Source organism: Amycolatopsis sp. WAC 01375 (assembly GCF_003947325.1).
Taxonomy (GTDB): Bacteria; Actinomycetota; Actinomycetes; order Mycobacteriales; family Pseudonocardiaceae; genus Amycolatopsis.
In genome coordinates, this window is the sequence record NZ_QHHW01000016.1 from 91,044 (window position 1) to 113,288 (window position 22,245).

General features: G+C 68.5%; 17 protein-coding genes and 1 pseudogene. 8 read left to right on the forward strand and 10 right to left on the reverse strand.

Features of this window, described 5'->3' with window-relative positions:
• Nucleotides 1–18 precede the first annotated feature (18 nt).
• On the forward strand, nt 19–897 hold the full coding sequence (locus tag DL991_RS06845; protein WP_125782110.1) for an ABC transporter ATP-binding protein: 879 nt from the start codon (nt 19–21) through the stop codon (nt 895–897).
• A gap of 341 nt (nt 898–1,238) precedes the next feature.
• Here DL991_RS06845 and mdlC read toward each other — a convergent pair whose 3' ends face one another.
• The 3 genes from mdlC to DL991_RS06860 form a co-directional block, all read right to left on the reverse strand.
• Nucleotides 1,239–2,822 carry a benzoylformate decarboxylase gene (mdlC, locus tag DL991_RS06850; RefSeq protein ID WP_125782112.1) on the reverse strand — a complete coding sequence of 528 codons (1,584 nt, stop codon included), beginning with the start codon at nt 2,820–2,822 and terminating at the stop codon, nt 1,239–1,241.
• A gap of 239 nt (nt 2,823–3,061) precedes the next feature.
• A complete protein-coding gene (locus DL991_RS06855) occupies nt 3,062–3,739 on the reverse strand; it encodes a copper homeostasis protein CutC (RefSeq protein ID WP_125782114.1) in 678 nt (225 codons plus the stop codon).
• A 109-nt stretch (nt 3,740–3,848) separates the two neighbouring features.
• The gene (locus DL991_RS06860) at nt 3,849–6,536 is read right to left on the reverse strand and encodes a nitrate- and nitrite sensing domain-containing protein (protein WP_199753851.1); all 2,688 of its coding nucleotides are present in this window, start codon (nt 6,534–6,536) and stop codon (nt 3,849–3,851) included.
• Between the two features lie 191 nt (nt 6,537–6,727).
• Between DL991_RS06860 and DL991_RS06865 the strand changes: the two genes are divergently transcribed.
• On the forward strand, nt 6,728–7,687 hold the full coding sequence (locus tag DL991_RS06865) for an ABC transporter substrate-binding protein (protein WP_125782118.1): 960 nt from the start codon (nt 6,728–6,730) through the stop codon (nt 7,685–7,687).
• Nucleotides 7,688–7,786: 99 nt separating this feature from the next.
• On the opposite strand, the gene DL991_RS06870 is transcribed toward DL991_RS06865, so the two are convergent.
• Nucleotides 7,787–8,422 (reverse strand): hypothetical protein, encoded by a 636-nt coding sequence (locus DL991_RS06870; RefSeq protein WP_125782120.1) that lies wholly within the window; start codon nt 8,420–8,422, stop codon nt 7,787–7,789.
• Between the two features lie 86 nt (nt 8,423–8,508).
• Between DL991_RS06870 and DL991_RS06875 the strand changes: the two genes are divergently transcribed.
• From DL991_RS06875 to DL991_RS06885, 3 genes are all read left to right on the forward strand, one after another.
• Nucleotides 8,509–10,155 carry a DNA repair helicase XPB gene (locus DL991_RS06875; RefSeq protein WP_125782122.1) on the forward strand — a complete coding sequence of 549 codons (1,647 nt, stop codon included), beginning with the start codon at nt 8,509–8,511 and terminating at the stop codon, nt 10,153–10,155.
• Nucleotides 10,156–10,586: 431 nt separating this feature from the next.
• Entirely contained in the window at nt 10,587–11,342 is a 756-nt protein-coding gene (locus DL991_RS06880) for a DUF4253 domain-containing protein (protein WP_125782124.1), read from the forward strand.
• Between the two features lie 52 nt (nt 11,343–11,394).
• Nucleotides 11,395–12,210 (forward strand): DUF72 domain-containing protein, encoded by an 816-nt coding sequence (locus DL991_RS06885; RefSeq protein ID WP_125782126.1) that lies wholly within the window; start codon nt 11,395–11,397, stop codon nt 12,208–12,210.
• A gap of 114 nt (nt 12,211–12,324) precedes the next feature.
• Here DL991_RS06885 and DL991_RS06890 read toward each other — a convergent pair whose 3' ends face one another.
• A complete protein-coding gene (locus DL991_RS06890) occupies nt 12,325–15,147 on the reverse strand; it encodes a BTAD domain-containing putative transcriptional regulator (protein WP_125782128.1) in 2,823 nt (940 codons plus the stop codon).
• A gap of 57 nt (nt 15,148–15,204) precedes the next feature.
• On the opposite strand from DL991_RS06890, the gene DL991_RS06895 reads away from it, so the two are divergent.
• Nucleotides 15,205–16,143 carry an o-succinylbenzoate synthase gene (locus DL991_RS06895; RefSeq protein WP_125782130.1) on the forward strand — a complete coding sequence of 313 codons (939 nt, stop codon included), beginning with the start codon at nt 15,205–15,207 and terminating at the stop codon, nt 16,141–16,143.
• A gap of 76 nt (nt 16,144–16,219) precedes the next feature.
• Here DL991_RS06895 and DL991_RS06900 read toward each other — a convergent pair whose 3' ends face one another.
• The 5 genes and pseudogenes from DL991_RS06900 to DL991_RS43705 form a co-directional block, all read right to left on the reverse strand.
• Nucleotides 16,220–17,128: a M23 family metallopeptidase gene (locus DL991_RS06900; protein ID WP_233598694.1), complete on the reverse strand. Its 909-nt coding sequence runs from the start codon at nt 17,126–17,128 to the stop codon at nt 16,220–16,222.
• Nucleotides 17,129–17,285: 157 nt separating this feature from the next.
• A complete protein-coding gene (locus DL991_RS06905) occupies nt 17,286–17,897 on the reverse strand; it encodes a hypothetical protein (RefSeq protein WP_125782132.1) in 612 nt (203 codons plus the stop codon).
• Between the two features lie 79 nt (nt 17,898–17,976).
• Nucleotides 17,977–18,771, reverse strand: coding sequence for a transporter substrate-binding domain-containing protein (locus DL991_RS06910; protein ID WP_125782134.1), 795 nt, complete (start codon nt 18,769–18,771; stop codon nt 17,977–17,979).
• Nucleotides 18,771–19,112, reverse strand: a complete 342-nt coding sequence (locus DL991_RS43700; RefSeq protein ID WP_255431417.1) for a nucleotidyltransferase domain-containing protein — start codon at nt 19,110–19,112, stop codon at nt 18,771–18,773. Before DL991_RS43700 ends, DL991_RS06910 begins: the two co-directional genes overlap by 1 nt.
• Before the next feature lie 67 nt (nt 19,113–19,179).
• Nucleotides 19,180–19,575, reverse strand: a pseudogene (locus DL991_RS43705) (DNA polymerase beta superfamily protein); the annotation flags it as partial.
• A 6-nt stretch (nt 19,576–19,581) separates the two neighbouring features.
• Here DL991_RS43705 and DL991_RS06920 point away from each other — a divergent pair.
• Together DL991_RS06920 and DL991_RS06925 are read left to right on the forward strand one after the other, a co-directional pair.
• On the forward strand, nt 19,582–19,794 hold the full coding sequence (locus DL991_RS06920; protein WP_125782136.1) for a PspC domain-containing protein: 213 nt from the start codon (nt 19,582–19,584) through the stop codon (nt 19,792–19,794).
• 145 nt (nt 19,795–19,939) lie between these two features.
• Nucleotides 19,940–21,637: a hypothetical protein gene (locus DL991_RS06925; protein WP_125782138.1), complete on the forward strand. Its 1,698-nt coding sequence runs from the start codon at nt 19,940–19,942 to the stop codon at nt 21,635–21,637.
• Nucleotides 21,638–22,245: the final 608 nt, after the last annotated feature.

Below are 22,245 nucleotides of genomic sequence, written 5' to 3' on the forward strand. Positions count from 1 at the left end.
TTTCGAAGGGTCAGCAAGATGTCAACCATGCTCGAAGTCTCCGGGCTGAACCACCGTTACGGCGCGGGAGAAAAGGCGCACATCGCGGTCAACGATCTGTCGTTCACCGTGGAAGCGGGACAGCTCGCGAGCATCGTCGGCCCGTCGGGCTGCGGCAAGTCGACGCTGCTGCGCTGCATCGCCGGGCTGATCAAGCCGACGTCCGGCCGCGTCAGCCTGCACGGCGACGACGTCTCCGGCGTGCCGGAGGATCTGGCCGTGGTGTTCCAGGACTACAGCCGCTCACTGTTCCCGTGGCTCTCGGTCGCGAAGAACGTCGAATTCCCCTTGCGGTGGCGTAACTTGAGCCGCTCGGAGCGCCGGACGCGGGCGCAGGAGGCGCTGGATTCGGTCGGTCTTTCCGAAGTCGGCTCGAAGTTCCCGTGGCAGCTCTCGGGCGGTATGCAGCAGCGCGTGTCGATCGCGCGAGCGCTGGCCAGCCGCCCCGCCCTGCTGCTGATGGACGAGCCGTTCGCGTCGGTCGACGCGCAGACGCGATTCGAACTCGAGGACCTGACCCGGCGCGTGCAGCGCGAGAACGGCAGCACGGTTCTCGTTGTCACGCACGACATCGACGAGAGTGTCTACCTCTCGGACCGGGTGCTGGTGCTGTCGAAGTCGCCCGCCAAGATCGTCGCGGATCTGCCGGTCGGGCTGCCCGCGGAGCGGGACCAGATCACCACGCGCGAGTCCGCCGAGTTCGTGACGCTGCGCGGTGAAGTGGCGCGGCTGCTGCACGGTGGCACCCCCGAGAACGCCGCCGCCGTCACCGCGGCTTCCGACGCGGCCGAGTACGAACTCGCGCAGCAGGACGCCGAAGCCGACGCTGCCGCCTCCGAGGTGCGCGCGAAGAGCTGACGCGTCGAGGGGATGACCAGATGCGCGGTTCGCGACGAGGGTCGTGAGTGGCGATTCGGGTTCTAACCCGAATCGCCACTCACGACCCCCCTGCAAATCCGCACAAATCGGGCTCTGCCGTCTCGGAACGTGTCCCTTATGGACAGTCGAGAAGGCGCCAGGCCCTGGCCCTGCCGCCAACCCCGGCACACGACACATTTGCCTTACGCCTCGACAAGTACATGAAGGCCCCCTTCACGTACTAGCAACGGCTTCACAACGTCCAAGTAGCGAAGGCCTCCTTGCCTACCCTGATGGCGGGGAAGGAGGCCTTCGCTACATCACGAGGCGGCCCCAGCGCCTCAGTACAGCGTGCGCGGGTTCGCGTCGATGCGGACGTGCACCAGATGCGGCCGCTCGTCCGGCAGCGCGGCTTCCAGCGTCGGCTTGAGGTCTTCGGCCTTCTCGACGACCGACGTTCCCAGCCCCAGGCTCTTCGCCAGCGCGGGGAAATCGATGCCACCGAGGTCGACGCCCGGCACCTTCTCGCCGCCCGCGGCCTCGCCGAGGATGCGCACGGCGGCGTACTGCGAATTGTCGAAGATCACGAACGTCACCGGCAGGTGGTGCTGCGCCGCCGTCCACAGTGCCTGGACGCAGTACATGCTCGACCCGTCGCCGAGGATGGCGACGACCTTGCGGTCCGGACGGGCCAGCGCGACGCCGACGGCGGCGGGCAGGCCGTAGCCCAGGGTGCCGCTGGCGACGGTGAAGAAGCCAGAGTCGGTGGACTTGATCGGCAGGTGGTCGTGCAGTTCGTTGCGGTGGCTCGGGGTCTCTTCGACGACGATCGCGTTGTCCGGCAGGACTTCCGAGATCACCGAGTAGGCGAAGCTCGGCGTGATCGGGGTGACCGCGGCGGGCTTTTCCAGCCGGGTGCGGGATTTCGGCGCCTCCCGCGGCGTGGCGCGCTCCAGCAGCGCGCGGATCGCGAGCTTCGGCGTCGCGCGGATGCCGGTGCCCGCCTCGGCCCTGGCGAGGACCTGCTCGTCGGAGTTGACCAGGAACAGCGGCGGCATCGAGATCTCCGACTCGCCGCGGTACACGTGGTAGATGAACGCCGGAGCGCCGATGACGACCACGAGGTCGTGGTCGATCAGCGCGCTCGCGAGCGCTTTGCGTTCCGGCTGCAGGAAACCGAAGAACTGCGGGTGGTCCTCGGGGAACGAGCAACGCGCCGCCATCGGCGACGCCCAGACGCCCGCGCCGACCTTCTCGGCCAGCTCGACGAGATCCGGTACGGCGCCCTCGTCGTCGACACCCGCGCCGACCACGATCGCCGGATGCTCGGCGGCGTCCAAAGCGGACACCAATTCGTCCAAAGCGGACGGATCGGGCGCGAAACCGCGGATCGTCGGCCGGGAGACGATCGGCTTCGTGGTCTCGACGTCCCAGTCGTCCACCGGCACCGAGACGAACACCGGCCCCATCGGCGCCTGGGTCGCGACGTGATACGCCCGCGCCAGCGCCGCCGGGACGTCCTCGGCCCTCGCCGGTTCGCAGCTCCACTTCACGTACGGCTTGGGGAAGTTCGCCGCCTCGACGGCGCCGAGGAACGGATCGTCCGGCAGGAGCGACCTGGTCTGCTGGCCGGCGACGATGATCAGCGGCGCGTTGTTGCGGTACGCGGTGAAGATGTGCCCGAGCGCGTGGCCGACCCCGCCGGCGGAGTGCAGATTCACCAGCGTCGCCCGCCTCGTCGCCCGCGCGTACCCGTCGGCCATCGCGACGACGGACGCCTCGTGGAGCGCGAGCACGTAGGTGAAGTCGTCCGGCCACTCCGTCAGGAAGGCGATCTCGGTCGTGCCGGGATTGCCGAAAACGGTGGTCAGGCCCAGATCGCGCAGCAGTTCCCTGGTCGCGTCACGTACGGTGCGGGTAGCCATGACCACACGGTATCTGGTCGGAACCCGATAGTTGAAGATGCAACCTCGTATCACCGTATGTGGTCTGAACCTGACCCCTCGCATACGGTCTGGCGCGGGCGCGATGCGGCGAAGGCCTCCTTGCCGACTTCGAGGGTCAATGCCAGGAGTTCGACCGTATCCGGAAGTACGTGAAGGCCCCCTTCCTTGCGTCTGGCGCAAGGAAGGGGGCCTTCACGTACTTGCCTGCTCGGGCCTGCCTACTCCTTGACCAGAGCCGCCCACTCGCGAACGGCCGCGACGTCCACATCGGACTCCCAGCCGCCGGGACGGACCGCGCTGCCGACGTGGAACGCGCCCACCCCACCGGCCCGCAGCAGATGCACCTGCTGCGCCCGCAGGCCCCCGCCGACCAGCAGCCGCGGCCCGTCCGAACGGCGGGCGAGCCGCTGCAGCACCGAAAGTCCGTGCGCCACGCCGTGCGGATGCCCGGCCGCGAGCACCGTGTCGCAGCCGAGCGCGGTCAGCTGATCGTAGGCGCGCAACGGGTCCCGCGCGCGGTCGATGGCGCGGTGGAAGGTCCACGGCAGCCCGTCGAGTTCCTTGACCAAGGTCTCGCAGGCGTCGACGTCGATTTCGCTTTCCAGGTCCAGGAAACCGAGCACGAACTCCCGGGCGCCCGCGTCGATCAGCCGCACGGCGTCCACGCGCAGTCCGTCGAGATCACCGGCGGCGAAGGACATGTTGTCACGCAGCATGACCCGCACCGGAAGGTCGGTGGCGGCGAGTACGTCGCGCAGCGTCTCGACCGACGGCGTGAGACCGTCGCTGGCCATGTCGCTGACCAGTTCGAGGCGATCGGCCCCGCCATCCTGTGCGCGCTCCGCGTCCGCCGCGGTCAGCGCGATCACTTCCAGCAGGCCGGTTTTCGGGCTCATGGACCTTCCAATTCGCTCAGTGTCTGTCGGTGAACCCGCGGCGGCCGCGATGGAGGCGGGTTCAAGCTCAGGGTCGCCTTCCGGGTACATCGCAGCTCCGCACATTCGCTCAATCCGAAGGGTTGTCTTCACCCCTGGCGTGGCGACCGCGCCGGAATCCGCCTTGCAGGCTGGTCATCCGTTCGCGGACCGCTTCGGGGGAAAGTGAGAGTATCGGCCTCTCCCCTCGCGGCTTCTCCGGCCTGTCGTCCTGCGACCGGGCCTCGGGAACGACGGCGGGGAGCACCGGCCAGGTCTCCTCCGCCCCGTCCTCTTGTTCCAGCTCGGCGGGTGTCGGCCAAGCGGGTTCCGGCTCCGGCTTCTTTTCCTTCGGCGGCACCGGCTTCAGCGTCGGCTCGGTCGGCTCGTCCGGGTCCTGCGCCGGTTCCTCCCGCGCGGCGCTCTCCTCGGCCGCCTTCACCGGTTCGAACGAGGGCAAGGAGGGCGGGCCGGGTTCGGCGGGCGAAGGCCCTTCGCGCGGGCCGCCGTGGTCGAACCACTGCGAAAGCACGCTCTGGTACTTGGGCATCCGCTCGGTCGGCGAGTCCAGCTCGAGATGGTTGACGGCGTCGTCGTCCGAAGAAGGCCACTCCGGCTGGGTCTCGCGTTCGACGACGGGAGCGCGCCGCAGCGGCCCGGGATCCAGCACCGGCGCGGCGAACCGCGACTCCTCGACGCTCTCCTGGAGTTCGGGCAGCGGCGGGACTTCCAGCGGCGGCTCGGGTTCCGGCTCGGGAACGACGACGACGGGCGGGGGCTCCGGCAGCTGGGCGGGCTGGGGCGCTTCGACGATGAGCGCGGCGGGCACGACGACCACCGCGGTGATCCCGCCACCGTCGGCGGACCGCAGGCGGACGTCGATCCGGTGCCGGACGGCCAGTGTCGCGACCACGAACAGGCCCATCCGCCGGGAGACCTCGACGTCGACGTCCGGCGGGTTCGCCAGCCGCGCGTTGGTGCGGTCGATCTCCGCCTGCGGCATCCCGGCGCCGTGGTCGGTGATGTCGATCTGCCATTCGCCGCGTTCGGTCTCGTGCCCCTCGACCTGCACCATCGTGCTCCGGTCCGAATAGCGGGTCGCGTTCTCCAGCAGTTCGGAGACCACGTGCACGAGGTCGTTGACGGCTTCGCCGCGCACCGCGATCCGCGGCGCGGCGCCGAGTTCGATCCGCTGGTAGTGCTCGACCTCCGAGAGCGCGGCGCCGATGATCTCGTCGGCGACGACGGCGCCACCGTCCTCACGGACGACGTCGGTCCCGGAGAGCACCAGGAGGTTCTCGCTGTTGCGGCGCATCCGGGTCGCGAGGTGGTCGAGCTCGAAGAGGCCGGCGAGCGTGTCGGGATCCTGTTCGTCGGCCTCCATGCGGTCCAGCACGGACAGCTGCCGCTCGACCAGATCCTGGCTCCGCTGCGACAGGTTCACGAACATCGCGTTGATGTTCTCCCGCAGCATGGCCTGTTCCCCGGCGAGCCGGACCGCCTCGCCGTGCACCGCGTCGAACGCGCGCGCCACCTGGCCGAGTTCCTCTCGGCTGAACACCGGGACCGGCGCGACGGCCAGCCGGCGCCGCAGGTTCTCCGGCTGCGGTTCGGGATCGCTGAGCAGACCTTCGACGGCCGCCGGGAGCTGGTGTTCGGCGACCTGGAGCGCGCTGCGGCGCAGGATCCGCAGCGGCCGCAACAGCGAGCGCGCGATGATCACGGACAGCACGCCGGCGACGAGCAGGACGCCGAGGACGATGCCGCCGTCCCAGATCGCGGACGTTCTCGCCTGTGCCGCGAGGGCGTCGGTGCGTTCCTGCAACTGGACCAGCAGCGCCTGCTGCACCTGGTGGGCCAGATTGACCGTGTAGGTGGCCGAGGTGTCCCACTGGTTCGGGTCCAGGCCGCCGAGCCCCTGATCGTTCTCGGCGCGGATGAGCGCCGACTCCACCATGTCGTTGCCGATGTCGACGATCAGGCCGATCACCGTGTCGTCGTACATCCGCTGCTGCTCGGGTGTCGCGAAGGTGCGGTAGTCGTTGCGGGCGGCGGCGAGTTCGGCCTCCGCGCCGAGGAGCGCGCGGGTCCGGTCGCGGTTGAGACCGCCCTGGGCGAGCGCGGCCGCCATGATCGCGCGCTTGACCGACATCTGATCCTTGACCCGCGCGAGGGCGTTGCCCGCGAGGCGGAGCTTCCCCAGATCCGGATCGGACACGTCGGCGGCGGTGGCATCGCTGATGTCGAGCAGGCCGGAGATCAGTTCGCTGTAGGAACGCAGCACCGCGTCGGCGGGAAAAGCCGAGTGTTCCGCGGAAAACCGGAGTCCGGTGAGCACACGCAGGCGGTCGCTGGTCAGTTGCAGACTCGTCGCGGCCTTGTCGCCGAGCCTGTTCTTGCTTTCGCCGAGGGTGCGGTCGAACGTGCCGATGGCTTCGTCGGCACGTTTGCGCTGCTCGGTCAGTTCGGAGACGTCGCCCTTGCGATCGCCCGCGACGAACCGGACGGTGAGGTCCCGTTCACGCTGGAGCTGGTGCACGGCTTCGGCGACGGTGCTGTCGACCCGGCCGCGGGTGGCGAATTCGGCCAGCTGCCGGGCGTCACGCAGATCCGAGTCGACCCGGAGCCCGACGAGGGCGACCACCGCGAGCGCGGGGATCAGGAGCACCACGAAGAGCTTGGTACGCAGGTGCCAGTTCCGGAGCCGCCATCGTCCGCCGACACGAGGATGCCGTTCCGCCGCGTCGCCCCCACGGGGACGCTTGTCGCGACGGGCCACCTGGTTTCCTTTTCCCACCACGGGACCCTTTCCCATGGCTGACATCGGGGACGAGAGCCCGAACCTACTGTAGAGTAACAAGGTTCGAGGACGATCGAAAGCCGCGCAATCCGGCGTCTCCCGCAGGCGATCGTATGGGGCACGGACCATACGATCCAGAAGGAGGAGCACATTCTCTCGGTAGGTGAGCGGTGACGAAGATGCGCGTCTTGGCGATTCCGCTGGTAGCGGCCCTGCTGGCGACCGCCGGTTGCGGAGTGTTTTCAGGTGGTGACGCAAGCACCGACGCGCCACTCGAACGGACGGAACTACGCGTCGGCGTCGGAAGCCCCATCGACACGGCACCCCTGCGGGTCGCCGTCGCCGAAGGGAAGTTCACCGCCGCGGGCCTTTCCGTCACCCTCGTCGACGTTCCCGGCGACCAGGCGATCGGCAAGCTCGCCGCGGGCGAAGTCGACATCGCGTTCGCCAGCGACGTCTCGATCTTCCGCGCCGCCGCGGCCGGGACACCACTGCAACTCCAGGGCGAGGCCTACACCGCCGGCCGCAACACCATGGCGCTCGTCACACTCCCTGGCTCCGACTACACCGAGCCGACGCTCAAGAAGTCACCGAAGATCGCGGTGAACATGCTCGACGACATCGGCGTGCTGGCCGCCCGCTCGGTCTTCGGGACCGCGGGCATCGACGTCACCAGGATCCAGTTCGAACAGCACCCGTTCGACCGGATGCCGCAGGCGTTGCAGGCGGGCGAAGTCGACGCCGCGTGGATGGTGGAGCCGTACATCACCAGGGCCGAGAAGGAACTCGGGGCGAGCATCCTCGCCGACGGCGCCCGCGGCGCGACCCTGGACTTCCCGATGTCGGCCTACGTCTCGTCAGGGGCCTTCGGCCAGGGCAACGCCCGCACGCTCGCGGTGTTCCGGAAGGTGCTCGGCGAAGCGCAGGTGCGAGCGGCCGACTCCGCCGTCGTCCGCGACGCGCTGCCGACGTTCTCCGACATCGACCGCACCACGGCTTCGCTGATCTCGCTCGGGACCTACCCGGTCTCCCTCAACGGCATCCGGCTGCAACGCGTCGCCGATCTGATGCACAACTCGGGCATGATCGGCGCCCGGCTCGACGTGCAGGCGCTGGTGCCGCGGCCTTGAGCCGATGCCGGGCAAGCAACACGGCGCCAGTCCCGCTGGTGCCAGTGGCTCATTCGGCGCACCCAGGCCTGGCTTGGAAACCCGATCAAGACCGCGTCTCTAGATGTTCTCCCCGGTCGGCCGCAAACACACTGTGCGCTCAGGCGGCCCGGTGTAGTGCAGCGCCGTGTCGTCCGACGAACAGGCGCTCTCCGACGACCCCCGCGTCACGACTGCCCGCGCCTCCGCGCTGATGTCCGTGCAGCGCACCTTCGCGATCCGCGTCTCGTGAACGACGTCGCGCAGGCAGTCCCCGGTCTCGACGTTCAGCGCCAGGCAGAGCGTCTTTTGGGCCTTCTTGCTCGACGAACTCCCGTACAGCTCGAACTGGATGTAGTCGGAATCGCGGCAGTCGGACGAGCCCGTGCGCACCTCGTCGACGCGGAAGGTCGCACGGCTCGACGTGCAGCTGGCGGTCGTGTAGCTCTGGTTGCCGCCCGCCTCGTCGGTCAGGTACAGGCATTTGCCCGCCTCGACCTTGGCGTACCTGCTCGACTGCGAAATCCCCCAGGCGGCCAGGCTCCCCAGGCCCAGCGCGGCGACGACGCCGAGCACGATCGAAACCTTGGCAGGCACACTCAGCGGTCGCGGCTTCGGGAACGGTGTCGGCGGTCCCACCTCCGGCATCGGAGGCAGCGGCGCGGGCGCGTTGAACGGGTCGTACTCGGGCGGGCCGCCGGTCGGTGTTGTCGTCAAGGTCCCCTCCTCCTCACCTGACGCACATCCTTCCACCAGCGGTGCCGCGACGGGAGCCGGTGTGGCCGGAACGTATAAAGGACGATGTGACCGATGGCCCGCTGATCGTCCAATCCGACAAGACCGTGCTCCTCGAGGTCGACAACAGCCAGGCCGACGACGCGCGGATCGCCATCGCGCCGTTCGCCGAACTGGAACGCGCGCCCGAGCACGTCCACACCTACCGGATCACGCCGCTGGCGTTGTGGAACGCCCGTGCGGCCGGCCACGACGCCGAACAGGTCGTCGACGCGCTGACGTCCTACTCACGGTTCCCCGTGCCCCAGCCGCTGCTCATCGACATCGTCGACACGATGGGCCGGTTCGGCCGGTTGCAGATCGCCAACCACCCGGCGCACGGCCTGGTCATGTCGACCATCGACCGCGCGGTGCTGGAGGAGATCCTCCGGCACAAGAAGATCAGCCCGATGCTGGGCGCGCGCATCGACGAGGACACCGTCATCGTGCACCCGTCCGAACGCGGACGGCTGAAGCAGGCGCTGCTGAAGGTCGGCTGGCCCGCGGAGGACCTGGCGGGCTACGTCGACGGCGAGGCGCACCCGATCGAACTGGCCGAGGTCGACTGGGAGCTGCGCGACTACCAGCGCAAGGCCGCCGAGGCGTTCTGGGCGGGCGGGTCCGGCGTCGTCGTGCTGCCCTGTGGCGCGGGCAAGACGCTGGTCGGCGCCGCGGCCATGGCGCACGCGAAGGCGACCACGCTGATCCTGGTGACGAACACCGTCGCCGGACGGCAGTGGAAGCGGGAGCTGATCGCGCGCACCTCGCTCACCGAGGAGGAGATCGGCGAATACTCCGGGGAGAAGAAGGAGATCCGGCCGGTCACCATCGCGACGTACCAGGTGGTCACGCGTAAGACCAAGGGCGAGTACCGGCACCTGGACCTGTTCGACTCGCGGGACTGGGGCCTGGTGGTCTACGACGAGGTCCACCTGCTGCCCGCGCCGGTGTTCCGGATGACCGCGGACCTCCAATCGCGGCGGCGGCTCGGGCTGACAGCGACCCTGGTGCGCGAAGACGGGCGCGAAGGCGACGTGTTCTCCTTGATCGGCCCGAAGCGATACGACGTCCCCTGGCGCGACATCGAGGCGCAGGGCTGGATCGCGCCGGCGGAATGCACCGAAGTCCGGGTGACCCTGACGGACGCCGAGAGGCTCGCCTACGCGACCGCCGAGGCCGAGGAGCGGTACAAACTGGCGGCGACCGCGGACACCAAGACCAAGGTGATCAAATCGCTGGTCGACCGGCATCCTGGCGAGCCGACACTGGTCATCGGGGCCTACCTCGACCAGCTGGAGATGATCGGCGACGAACTCGACGCGCCGGTGATCCAGGGCGCGACCCGGAACAAGGAACGCGAGGAACTGTTCGACGCGTTCCGGCGCGGTGAGATCAGGACGCTGGTCGTTTCGAAGGTCGCGAACTTCTCGATCGACCTGCCGGAGGCCTCGGTCGCGATCCAGATCTCCGGGACGTTCGGCTCGCGGCAGGAAGAGGCCCAGCGGCTCGGACGGCTCCTGCGGCCCAAGGGCGACGGACGGCAGGCGCACTTCTACTCGGTCGTCTCGCGGGACACCGTCGACACGGAGTACGCGGCGCACCGGCAGCGGTTCCTGGCCGAACAGGGCTACGCGTACCGGATCGTGGACGCGGACGACCTGCTGCGCCCCATGTAGGGACCCGGGCCTGGCCCGCGAAAAGAGAGCAAGGGACCTTTGCTATCGCTTCGCTCCCGGCGGCCTCGAAGTCCGTGAAGGCCTCCTTCACTACCTTCAGGGTAGGTAAGGAGGCCTTCACGGAACGGCCTCCACGGTCGACCACAACCAGAATCCAGCCCGCCTGACCACGATTGCTCGCATGGGGCGCCGGAAGGTGTGAAGGTCGAGTTTCCTCGGCTGAGCCGAGGAAAGGGGTCCTTCACGCGCCGCTTGTGGCGCTGCCGACCACGCGAAAAGTCCACTGTGGACACTCCTTCTGTGGCCACTGTGACACCAGTGACGCATGAGGCGGCACCCGCGACATCCCGCAAACGGGGTATCGAAAACTGTCGGTGCTTCGAACTAGTGTTCGGGTAGAGTTGACCGAACACCAGTTCGAGGGGAAGCCGATGACGATCGCACCGTTCCGCCCGGGTACGCCGCCCGTCCAGACCCTGCCGCCCGGCCGGTGGCACGGCCGGATCTGGGTTTCGGATCTGCCTTTGGCCAGGCCGGAGCGCTACACCGGCTGCGTCGCGGAGTTCGACCGCTCCGGGCTGTGGCCGGTGCTGATCCCGCACGACCAGCGTTTCGCGGCCAACGGCGAGGACTGGATCGACGACCGCGGCAGGCTCGCTCCCGCCGATCACCGGATCTCCTCGGTGGATCCGGCGGAGGTGCTGGCCCGCTGGTGGGACACGTCGTGCTGCGACGGCGCCTGCCTGCGCCCGTTCGGCGCGAAGTTCCCAGGGCTGGCCCGCCGTCCGTCGCGCCGGGCGGATCCGCTGGCCGAGGCGGGCAACACCGGTTCGATCCTCGCCGCGCGCGGGCAGCATCGGCTGGCGCTGGTGCAGACCGAGCGGCCCGCCGACATCCCGGCGATCCTCGGCTGGACGGGCATGATCAAGGCGACCGATCAGGTCCACGAGCTGTCCGCGGTCCTGCGCAGCTGGGAAGACCGGTTCGGCGCGACGCTCACGGTGCTGGGCTTCGATTCGATGGAGCTGTCGGTGGCCGCGCCGCCGCGCACCCAGGGCCGCGCGCTCACGGTCGCCGCCGAGCACCGTTCGTTCTGCCTGCCCGCGTTCGCCGGTCAGCCGGGCAATCTGCGCGAATTCGCTTCCAGCCTGGTCCAGACCCGCAGGTGGCGGTTCTCGTGGGCGTGAGGGCGCGTTTGCGCGCGCGGGAGAGGGGGAATCAGGGCAACGCGGGAAGGCGGTGATCGACGTCGCGGAGCTCAGAGTCGGCACTTCGGGCTGGCGCTACCCACCGTGGCGCGGGGACTTCTACCCTCGCGGCCTGGTGCAGCGGCGCGAGCTGGAATACCTGTCGTCCCGGATGAACTCGGCGGAGATCAACGGCTCGTTCTACTCGCTGCAACGTCCCGAGCGGTACCGGGCGTGGGCCGAGCAGACACCGGACGACTTCGTCTTCGCCGTCAAGGGCGGCCGCTTCATCACGCATATGAAGCAGCTGCGTGACGTCGAGACGCCACTGGCGAACTTCTTCGCGTCCGGCGTGCTGGCGCTCGGCCGGAAACTGGGTCCGTTCCTCTGGCAGTTGCCACCGCGGCTGACGTTCGACGCCGAGCGGGTCGAGGGGTTCTTCGAGCTGTTGCCGCGCACCAGTCACGCCGCCGCCGAGCTCGCGCACAAGCACGACGACAAGCTGAAGGCCGGACCGCACACCGATCCGAAGCCGCGCCGGAAGCTCCGGCACGCCGTCGAAGTACGGCATCCGAGCTTCGCCGAGCCCGAAAGCCTCGCACTGTTCCGGAAACACGGCATCGCGCTCGTGGTCGCCGACACCGCGGGCAAGTTCCCGTTCGTCGACGAGATGACGAGCGACGAGTTCGCGTACGTCCGGCTGCACGGCGACGAGGAACTGTACGTCAGCGGGTACAGCGACAAGGCCTTGAAGCAGTGGGCCCGGAAGATCAAGGGCTGGAGCCGCGACACGTACGTCTACTTCGACAACGACGTCAAGGTCGAGGCGCCGAAGAACGCGATCGCCCTCGCGGAACTCCTGGCTTGACCGCGCACGCTGCACAGTCAGCGCGCAGTGAGCGGTGTCCTGTTAGGTAGGGACTGAGGTCACGGGCGTACTCGCGTGCTGCGACTGGGGGTCGGCACGCCGGTCGCCCGTGCCTCACTCCGCCTTGACCGCGTCGCTCACGAGCGAGGCCAGCTTCGTGCGGACGTCCTCGGCGTCCGGATGCGACAGTTCGGTCAGCACCCGGACCGAGCGCAGCCAGCATTCACGTGCCGCCGGGGGATCACCGCGCCGCAGATGGATTCCGCCGAGCTGCGCCAGCACGTCGGCCGCCTCGTAGAGCTCGCCGTGGGCGAAGAACATCTCGACGGCCTGCCGCATGCAGGCGATGCCCTCGTCGCCACGGCCGAGCCCGACGAGCGCGATGCCCTTGGTGTGCAGGGTGAAGCGGGCTTCGTCGGGGAGCGCGTGCGCCTCCAGCGCCAAGGCCTGATCGGCGAAGTCGAGTGACTGCTCGAAGCGGCCCGCCTGGGCGCAGATGTCGCCGAGGGCCTGCAGCGCGCTGGCCTCCATGCCGGCGCCGACGTTGCTCTCCCGGATGAGCCGCAACGCGCGCGTCCCGTATTCCCAGGCCGTGTCGGGGTCCTGGCTGGCCAGCGTGAGGTTGTAGAGGGCCCGCGCCTCGCCTTGCCGGTCGCCGACCTGCCGCTGCAGTTCGACGACCTGCTTCAGGTAAGCGATGCTGTCTTCGTATTGGCGGGCGACCCCACAGGCCACTCCGAGTCCGCTGAGGATGGCGGCCTCACCGGAGCGGTCCCCCATGTCACGGGCGGCGCGGAGCGCCACGCCGAACACCGAACGCCAGTCCTCCAGCCGGGACCGCACGATGAAGTACGACTGCAGCAGCCACGCCAGCTGCCAGCACTCCCGGTACCGCCGCTCCCGGTACGCGACGTTCACCGCGGCGATGAGGTTGCCCGCCTCCTCGTCGAACCAGTCGAGCGCCTGTTCGTAGTGCCCGAACTTCAGTCCGGCGCCGTCGAAGCGCTCCGGTTCGACGAGCCGGTAGTGCCGGTCCGAACGCAAAAGCCGCGACGCGTTCAGCGCCGAAGCGAGCGACGCGTGGAGCAGCCTGTCCAGCACGCCCTTCCGCGCCTCGGGTCCGTCGAGTTCCGCCGAGAGTTCGGCCGCGTACGCGCGGATGAGGTCGTGGAACTGGTACCGGCCGGGCCGGGACCGCGCGATCAGGTGCGCGGAGGCCAGTTTCGCCAGATCCTCGTGCGCTTCCGCGATGTCGACCCCGGCCACCGCCGCGGCCGCGGCCGCGCTGAAGTCGCCGCCGGTGGGCAGGCCGAGGAGCCGCAGCATCCGCGCGGCTCGTTCGTCGAGCGCCCGGTACGAGTACGAGAAGACGGCCCGGATGTTCGTCTCGTCGCCGTCGGCGAGGTCGAACGAGCCCAGCCTGTCCTGTTCGGCTTCGAGCAGCCGGACGAACTCCCGCAGCGGGAGGTCCGGGAACTGCGCCGCCCGCACGGCGAGGATCCGGATGGCCAGCGGCAACCCGCCGCAGTACCGGACGAACCGTTCGGTGGCCTCGGGGTCTCCGGTGACCCTGTCCAGCCCGATCGTCGAAGCGACGAGGGCGATCGCGTCCTCGTGCGGCAGCTCCCCCAGCGCGACGCGACGCGCGCCGTGAGTCGCCACGAGCGCCTGCAACTGCCAGCGGCTGGTCACCAGCACCAGACAGCCGGGGCCGGGCAGCAGCGGCCGGATCTGTTCGGTGCTCGCGGCGTTGTCGAGCAGGATGAGCATCCGGCGGCCCGCGCTGTGGGTGCGCCAGGTGGCCGCGCGACCGTCGGCGCCGGCCGGGATCCGGTCGGCGGGGACACCGACGGAGACGAGCATGGTTTCGAGCGCGGCGGCGGCTTCGACCGGCTCGCCGGGACCGTATCCACGCAGGTTGAGGTACACCTGTCCGCCGGGGAAGCGATCGCCGACCTCGTGCGCGAAATGGATGGCGAGGGTCGTCTTGCCGATGCCGCCCATCCCCTCGATCGACGCGATGGACGTCGACCGCTCGGTGTCCAGCGCTTCCGGGACGAGTTCGTGCAGTGCCTTGAGGTCGCGCTGCCGACCGGAGAACACCCGCAGATCCGCGGGCAGCTGACGCGGGATCAGCGGTTCGGAGCCGAGCCGGTACCGCGTCAGCTCGGAGTCCAATGTGGTCTCGCCGGACTCTTCGCCGGTCAGGATCGCGTGGTGCGCCCGCCGCAGTGACGCGCCGGGATCCAGGCCGAGTTCTTCGGCCAGCACCGCGCCGATCCGACGGTAGACGTTCAGTGCCTCGGCCTGTCTGCCGGAGCGGTAGAGCGCGATCATCAGCTGCTCGTGCAGCCGCTCCCGCAGCGGGTTTTCGCGGCACAACCTGGTCAACTCGGGGACGACCGCGGCGTGATCGCCGAGGGCGATGAGCGCGTCGGCCCACTGCTCGCGGACGCGTAGCCGCTCTTCGCCCAGCTGGTCGGCTTCGTCCCGAAGCAGCGCTTCGGAGTGGACGTTCTGCAGCGCCGGGCCGCGCCATTCGGCCAGCGCGGCGGCGAACCGGTCCGCGGCGCGGCGCGGATCGCCGTCTCCCGCGGCCCGCGCTCCCTCCGCGGCGAGCGCGCGGAAGCGGGCGAGGTCGAGCAGGCTTTCGTCGAGTTCGAGCAGGTAACCGCCGCGTTCGGTGCGGATGGTGACCTCGTCGCCGAGCGCGCGACGGACCCGCAGGATGTAGGTCTGCAGGGCTCCTTTGGACCGCCGCCGGTCGTCCGGCCACAGCCAGCGGCCCAGTTCCTCGACCGTCACCACCGTGTTCGCGCGCAGCAACAGGCCTGCCAGCACGATGAGCGGCCTGCTGCCACCCAACGGAACCGGCAGCCCGTCGGCCGTGACCTCGGTGGGCCCCAGCACGCGAAAGTCGAGTGCCACGTCGCTCATTCTGTCCGTTATCGCGTGAATCGGCACATGATTCCAGCGGTGGCATGATCGGTGTCGATGGACGTCTACGCGATCCCCCTGCGCACACGGTTCCGCGGCATCACCGTCCGTGAAGGACTGCTGATCCGCGGCGACGCGGGCTGGGGCGAGTTCTGCCCGTTCTCCGACTACTCCGACGCCGAAAGCGCGCCGTGGCTCGCCTCCGCGCTGGAGGCGAGCGAACGCGGATGGCCGTCGCCGGTGCGGGAGAGCGTCGAGGTGAACGCGACCGTCCCGGTGGTGCCGGCGGAGAAGGCGTACGAACTCGTGTCCGCGTCGGGCTGCCGAACGGCGAAGGTGAAGGTCGCCGACCCGCGGGTGAGCCTCGCCGAGGACTGCGCCCGGGTGGAGGCGGTGCGGGCGGCGCTGGGTCCGAGGGGCGCGGTTCGCGTCGACGCGAACATGGCCTGGGACGTGGACACCGCGGTCAAGGCCATCGGTGAACTGGACCGAGCGGCGGGCGGGCTCGAATACGTCGAGCAGCCGTGCCCGTCGATCGAAGAACTGGCGGACGTCCGGCGCCGCGTCGGCGTGCGGATCGCCGCGGACGAATCGATCCGCCGGGCCGAAGACCCGCTCAAGGTGGCCGTGGCGGGCGCGGCCGACATCGCCGTGCTGAAGGTCGCGCCGCTGGGCGGGGTCCGGCGCGCGCTGGAGGTCGCCGAAGCCTGCGGCCTGCCGTGCGTGGTGTCCTCCGCCGTCGAGACGAGTGTCGGGCTCGCCGCCGGGCTGGCGCTCGCGGGCGCACTGCCCACTTTGGACTTCGCCTGCGGTCTGGGCACGATGTCCCTGCTGACCGGGGACGTCTGCGGCACTTCACTGTCCCCTGTGGACGGACGTCTACCGGTGCCGCTCCAGGCTCCCGCCCCGGATCTGTTCGCCGCGCACGCAGCCGCTCCAGAGGTCCGCGCGGCCTGGGAAGCCCGGTTCACCCGCGTCCGCGCCCACCTCAGATGAGATGAAGGACGCTTTCATTGCAAATTTTGCAATGAAAGCGTCCTTCATCTCACGCTGCCGGACCGGGAAGGCTCGGTCAGCCGCAGTGCTCCAGCGGTGACTCGTAGCTGGCGGACCCGGCCGAGCCGCCCCACCTGACGCACTTCGCGCCGGCGGCCGCGCTCACCGGACCCGCGTAGTACTCGAAGCTGCCGGAATCACTCTTGCGCGCCGAACCCTCCACTTCGAGGAAGGCCGAAACCGCGCTGCCCGTGCCGACCGAGGTGGACTTGATGGTCGTGACGCAGTTGTTCTTGTTCGTGCCGTTGTACAGCAGGTACGTCGTCGCCGCGCTGCCGAGTGCCTGCGAGTCGATGACCTTGTAACCGTCGCCGCACACCTCGACGGCGTCGTACGGGTTGGGGTTCCCGTTGCCGCTGCAGGTGTTCTTGGAGGTGACGTTGGCGTTGGGGTAGCCGAACCTCACACCGTTGAAGTACGCGGGCTTGATGTTGCTCGGCCACGACGAGTCGTTGGTGCGGACTTCGTAGTGCAGGTGGGGGCTGATGTTGTTGCCCGGCTTGGAGGTGTTGCCCACCTCGCCGATCTTCTGCCCCTGCGCGACCTGCGCGTTCAGCGCGACCGAACGGACCTTCAGATGCGCGTAGTAGGTCGACCATCCCCCACCGTGGTCGATCTTCACCAAGTTGCCGAAGCCGTTCTCCGAACCCTGGTGCGCCGAGATGACGACCTTGCCCGCCGCGGCCGCGACCACGGTGTCGCCGAGGTCCGCCCCCGCCGAACTGCCGCGGTTGAAGTCGATTTCGTAGGCCCGGTGCGCGCTGCTGTTGTCGTTGTCGCCGTTCCACACCTGGTTGCAGGGGAACGGGAGCTGGAAGTTGGGGCGCGGTCCGACGGCGGCCTCGGCCGACGTCGCGGTGATCGCCAGCCCGGCCATGCCAAGCAAGGCGGTGGCGGCCGCCGTGACCACTCGTCTGAATCTCATCGGATGTCCTTTCTCGGCGCTTCGTGAGAAGCGTCCCGAAAGGGCGTACAAGCGAGATACAAACGACCACGAGCCCTCCTGGCCGAGGGGACCAGGAGGACTCGCGCCGCCTCCGCACCGGATCCGTCCGCGTCTTCCCCGTTCCGGTGCGGGTGTCTCAGCCGACCCGCTCGATGGTGGCCCGGCGGATCAGGAACTTCCCGGGTTCGCGGACCTGTTCGAAGGCCGCGTTGTTCAGCAGCGCGCAACTGCCGGAAACGCCCGTGACCTCGACGGTCGTGGACTTGTCGTTGTCCAGGTTCGTCACTTTCAGCTTGGTGCCCGGCGGGAACTCGCTGCTGGACGCGGCGGGCGCGCCGCCCTCGCCGGACAGCGTCACCGTGGAACCAGGGCAAACGACTTCGCCTTCACCCGCCACTGCTTCTTCCATCCCGGCGTCCTGCTCGGCGGCCGGGTTCCGCGCTTGTTCGCCGCCGTCCGCCAATACCTCTTCGGTGCAACCCGCGGCTTCGCGGCGTTGCTGGATGAGGTCGACGACGGCCTGCCGGTTCGCGATCCGCGCCGCGGAGACGGCGTCCGGATCCGCCTGCTGGCCCGCGATGAAATCGAGGTTGCTTTGGAGAGCGGTGTCCAGTCCCTGACAGCTTTCCGCGGCTTGCCCGTCCGGAGTGCTGACCGCGAACATCACCGCGGCGATGGCGGCCACCCCGAGAACGGACGCGATGCCGATCGTCGCACGCTTGCGGTGTTTCCCGGCGCTGTTCATCATCGATGTCTTCCTCCGGTCTGAGTCCTCCTCACCCACATCCAGGGATACGGATGGGTAACGGAAGTGGTTCAAACCGGTTTCAGCCGAGCCAGGGTTTCGCGATGCGCGCATAGGTGCCGTCGTTCAACGCGAGGTGCAGCCACTGGTCGGCCCACTCCTTGAACACGACGTCACGCGGCAGCAGGTACGCCTTCTCGGAGAAGGTGAACGGCCGGTCGGGATGCACCGCGCACAGCCGCGGATCCTGCTTCGCCTGCCAACGGGTTTCCGTCGCGTCGGTGATCATCAGATCCGCGCGACCGGCGAGGATCTCGGCGAAGATGGTGTTGTTGTCCGGATGGCGCACGATGGTCGCGCGTTCGAGGTTCGCGTCGGCGAACTGTTCGTTGGTGCCGCCGGGGTTCACGATGACGCGGACGCCCGGCTGATCGATCTGCTCCACGGTCTGGAACCGCTTTTCGTTCTCGCACAAGGTGATCGGTGTCTTGCCGTCCCGAAGATAGGGAACGGTGTAGAAGCCCTTCTTCGCGCGGTCCAAGGTCACCGACACGCCACCCATCGCCAGGTCGCATTTCCGCCCGACGTCGTCGGCGATTGTCTTCCACGTGGTCTGAACCAGTTGGAACCGGACGCCGAGCCGCTTCGCGAGGTCGCCCGCGAGGTCGATGTCGATCCCGCTCCACGAGCCCGCGGCGTCGCGATAGGTGAACGGGCGATAATCCCCTGTCGAACACACGCGGAGCTCGCCGCGGGCCTGCACGACGTCGAGCCTGCTTTGCGCGCCATGGCCTTCGGGCGCGGCGCCCGCCGTGCCGATTCCCAGCACGGTCAGCACCGCGACCCCGAAGATGAGCGCTTTCGCCTTGATCGTCATCAAGGCATCTTCCATGCCCTGAGGTAGGTCCGCACCAGCCAATCGTCGACCCAGCCGGTGTCCGGTTCCGCCGGCAACGGCGACGCCACGCGCACGAGCTCGTCGAGACGGCGTTCGAGGGACTCGGCCGCCTCCAGTGCTTCCTCGCGGGTTTTCTTGCCCTGCCTCAGCTCACGGAGCCAGCTCAGCCACGGTTCGGGGACCGGCAGCGTGATCCGTCCGGTCTCCAGCAGCTCCACACCCTGCACGCCGAGGCGCACCATGTGCATGGCGAACTTCGTGTCGAAGCCGTACTTCTCGATCAGCTCCGGCCGTCCCGGCTTGCCCCGCAGTCCCAGCATCCGCTCGCGCTGTGCGCACGATCTCGTTCTCGGGCACGAACAACGGCAACAGGACGGTCGGGTTCCCGCTGACCGCGAGGCGCAGCCACTTACGCAGCGAGTAGACGATCAGGTCCAGGTCGCCGGGACCGGACCGGACGCCTTCGGGCTGCGTGCGGAAGATGTACTGCTCGAACCGCTTCAGGCCGATCACGTGGTCCGGCGGCTCGATGCAGATGCCGAGTTCGTCCCGGTCGTCCTGGCCGAGCACGGCGGTGCCGTGCAGCCCGGACCCGACCTGGCAGCGCAGGATCGTGCCCTGCTCGGCGATGGCGGCGAATTCGGGGCTGTCGTGTTTCACCCGGCAAGTTGTACTCGCGCGGATACCCCGGGAGCATCCGGTTTTCGTGCCCCTCAGGGTCGGATTCCAGGGTCGGGTCGGGGCCGTTCCCCGATGTGCCGGGGGTCGTCCCGGGGCGACCATGGAGCCATGACGAACAGCGTGGCCACCAAGAAGCTCTACCGCAGCCGTACCGACAAGATGCTCGCGGGCGTCGCCGGCGGCTGGGCCGCCTACCTCGGCGTCGACGCGGCGATCCTGCGCATCGCCCTAGTGGCGGGCGTCTTCTTCACCGCCGGATTCGCGATCCCGGTCTACGCCGCCGCGTGGTTACTGACTCCGGAACAGCCCGGCGAATCCTGAGCGAGGGGCAAGGGGGACGAGGTGAAGAGCCCGGACAGGGGGATGTCCGGGCTTTTCGCTTTTCCTCCGGTTCGGCCGCGCGATCACGCCTTCGCCGTTACACTCCCCATGACTTTGTCACAGGGAGCGGGAAGCGGGGGCCTCCATGGCCGGCAAGTATCTGACCCTCAGCGAGTACAAGAGGATGCTCGACGGCGCGCTGGACGACCTCCTCAAGGCGCTCACCAAACGCTGGATGGAAGACGCCGTCGACGCCATGACGAACCTCTCGACCACCGTGCCGTGCTCGGCGGAGCCATGGGCCTGGCAGTGGCCCGCCGAATCGTATGGTCACCTGGCAGGCTCCGACGACATCTGCGGATACCTGACCTGGGTCATGGACGGCATGCTCGGCCATTACAAGGACGTCCACTGCCAGGGCTGGAATCCGCAGACCCAGAAGTACGTGGAATGCCATGTCGAACGGAATCTGGCACAGATCGAGCGGCTGGCCTGGAACCGGCGGCAGGAAGTCGCCAAGTTCGTCCCGCAGCTGGAAGGGCCTGATCTCACGAAGCTGGAGACCGCCCACAACACGTTCCTCAACGTCGCGGGCAACCTCGGTTTCCAGGACAAGAACGGGCGGGTGACCGAACTGCTCGGGCAGGGCGAGGTCGTCCGGAACGTCGAGTGGCTGGACGGTACGACCAGCGCGAACGAGGAATGGTTCATCGAGTGGACCGGGCTCGCCGCCAAGGCTTTCAAAGCCGGATTCTTCGCCTCGATCGCGCCGACCATCCTGAACCAGGCACTCATCCTCGCCAGCCTGTCCACCCTGTACTCCACGCGCGCCACCACGATCCAGGTGACCCGGCTCAACATCATCAAACGACTCAACTGGGCCACCAAGAAACTGGACGAAAAGGTCACTCTCACGATCTCCACCGCGGACGCGATCCTGGAGAAGCTCGATCGAGCGCAGGCGATCCACGGGATCGTGAGCAATCTGCTGGCCGCGGGGGCGAAGCTCAGCAAGGTCGTGAGCACCGTCAACGAGGCGGGCGGGAAGGTCCTCGGCCCGGCCGGCGCCGTCCTCACCTTGGCCGGCTTCGTCGGCGCGGCCCTCAAGAGCCACACCGTCGAGCAGGACGCCATGTCCCTCCAGGACATCCTGCAGAAGCTCACCACCTCGATCCAGGACGAACACAACGCGTTGAGCGGCCTCGAAGACGACTTCGGCGGGGATGTGCTGGCGCTGCAAAAGGCGATGGCCGGGGTGCACAGCTACAACCTCGAACTCTACGACCTCACCGCGAACACGCTGCCGAACCAGACCGACCGCGCGAAGTACAAGGGGATCAGGGTCGAGGTCCACTTCCTCCTGCGGGTGGCGCAAACCTGCTTCGAAGCGGCCGAAGGCTATTCGGCACAACTGCGGATCCTCGCCGGGGCGGATATCGCCGACCGGCACCTCGCGGGCCGTGACGAGCAGACGTGCACGGGCGACGACACGACCTTGGAGATCCGCGACGCCGTCGAACAGTTCATGAGGACGAGCTGTGCTCGCTTCATCCTCGCCGGTGAACAGCTCAGGAAGGCGGCCGAAGCCTACGCGAAAACGGACGGCGAGCTTTCCGACGACCTCAAGAAACTGTTCGCCGACTGGGAAAGCGCCAACAAGGACCGGGGGAAGATCGACCCCAATCCCGAGACCGTGGAAACGGAAGGCGCGGCCAAGGAGGCGGGCAAAACCGACCGGACGGGCCTCGAGCCGAGGAAGACTTCGGAGCCGAACTCCATCGACCCGTACGAGAAGGACCGCCGTCAGCAAGGCGGCAAGTACGTGGTGGACGGGCAACGGTAGGGCCCACGGGTCCCTTACGGGCACTTCGGCACGTACTGCCGGTGCGCGGTCGCTCCGTCGTGAGTGGCGATTCGGGTTCAGGCGAGCCTCTCTTAGGTACCTACTGCGTGACCAGCGGCGCTTCTCGCGTGCTGCCTGAAGTACATGTCCTGTACCTAGGCGCAAGGATGGGGGCCTTCACGCGCTGTCGCTGTAGCGCTGAGGCTCATGGTGGCGTTTCTGCCTGCCCGTGGCAGTGGGGCCGCCTCGGTCCGGGCTTGAGGTGGCCCGGCGGGTAGTGAGGGGCTCCTTCCCTACTCTCAGGGTAGGGAAGGAGTCCTTCACGGACTTTCGATCCCGACCCGCCCGCCACTTGGTACCCAGCTTCAGTGCTCCCCGACGGCCCGGCGTCGAACTCCTATGTCCCCACGAACCGGGGCCTCGCATCAACCGCAGCCGGAACCCACGTAGGTACCTAAGACACCCTCGGGTTCTAACCCGAATCGCCACTCACGACCCGTCCGCAAAACGCCCCTGGCGCCCAGGTACAGGAAGCGGTCCTTCATGCATCTAAACCGCCACCTGACAAAGGAAAAGCCCGGACGCGCGAGGCGCGTCCGGGCTTTCCG

Excerpts from the sequence above, each read along its gene's own strand:
- DL991_RS06895 (WP_125782130.1), top strand. The coding sequence starts at position 15,205 with ATGGACGTCTACGCGATCCCCCTGCGCACACGGTTCCGCGGCATCACC.
- DL991_RS06925 (WP_125782138.1), top strand. The coding sequence starts at position 19,940 with ATGGCCGGCAAGTATCTGACCCTCAGCGAGTACAAGAGGATGCTCGAC.
- DL991_RS06855 (WP_125782114.1), bottom strand. The coding sequence starts at position 3,739 with ATGAGCCCGAAAACCGGCCTGCTGGAAGTGATCGCGCTGACCGCGGCG.
- DL991_RS06920 (WP_125782136.1), top strand. The coding sequence starts at position 19,582 with ATGACGAACAGCGTGGCCACCAAGAAGCTCTACCGCAGCCGTACCGAC.
- DL991_RS06900 (WP_233598694.1), bottom strand. The coding sequence starts at position 17,128 with ATGAGATTCAGACGAGTGGTCACGGCGGCCGCCACCGCCTTGCTTGGC.
- DL991_RS06845 (WP_125782110.1), top strand. The coding sequence starts at position 19 with ATGTCAACCATGCTCGAAGTCTCCGGGCTGAACCACCGTTACGGCGCG.
- DL991_RS43700 (WP_255431417.1), bottom strand. The coding sequence starts at position 19,112 with ATGCTGGGACTGCGGGGCAAGCCGGGACGGCCGGAGCTGATCGAGAAG.
- DL991_RS06890 (WP_125782128.1), bottom strand. The coding sequence starts at position 15,147 with ATGAGCGACGTGGCACTCGACTTTCGCGTGCTGGGGCCCACCGAGGTC.
- mdlC (WP_125782112.1), bottom strand. The coding sequence starts at position 2,822 with ATGGCTACCCGCACCGTACGTGACGCGACCAGGGAACTGCTGCGCGAT.
- DL991_RS06880 (WP_125782124.1), top strand. The coding sequence starts at position 10,587 with ATGACGATCGCACCGTTCCGCCCGGGTACGCCGCCCGTCCAGACCCTG.
- DL991_RS06910 (WP_125782134.1), bottom strand. The coding sequence starts at position 18,771 with ATGACGATCAAGGCGAAAGCGCTCATCTTCGGGGTCGCGGTGCTGACC.
- DL991_RS06905 (WP_125782132.1), bottom strand. The coding sequence starts at position 17,897 with ATGATGAACAGCGCCGGGAAACACCGCAAGCGTGCGACGATCGGCATC.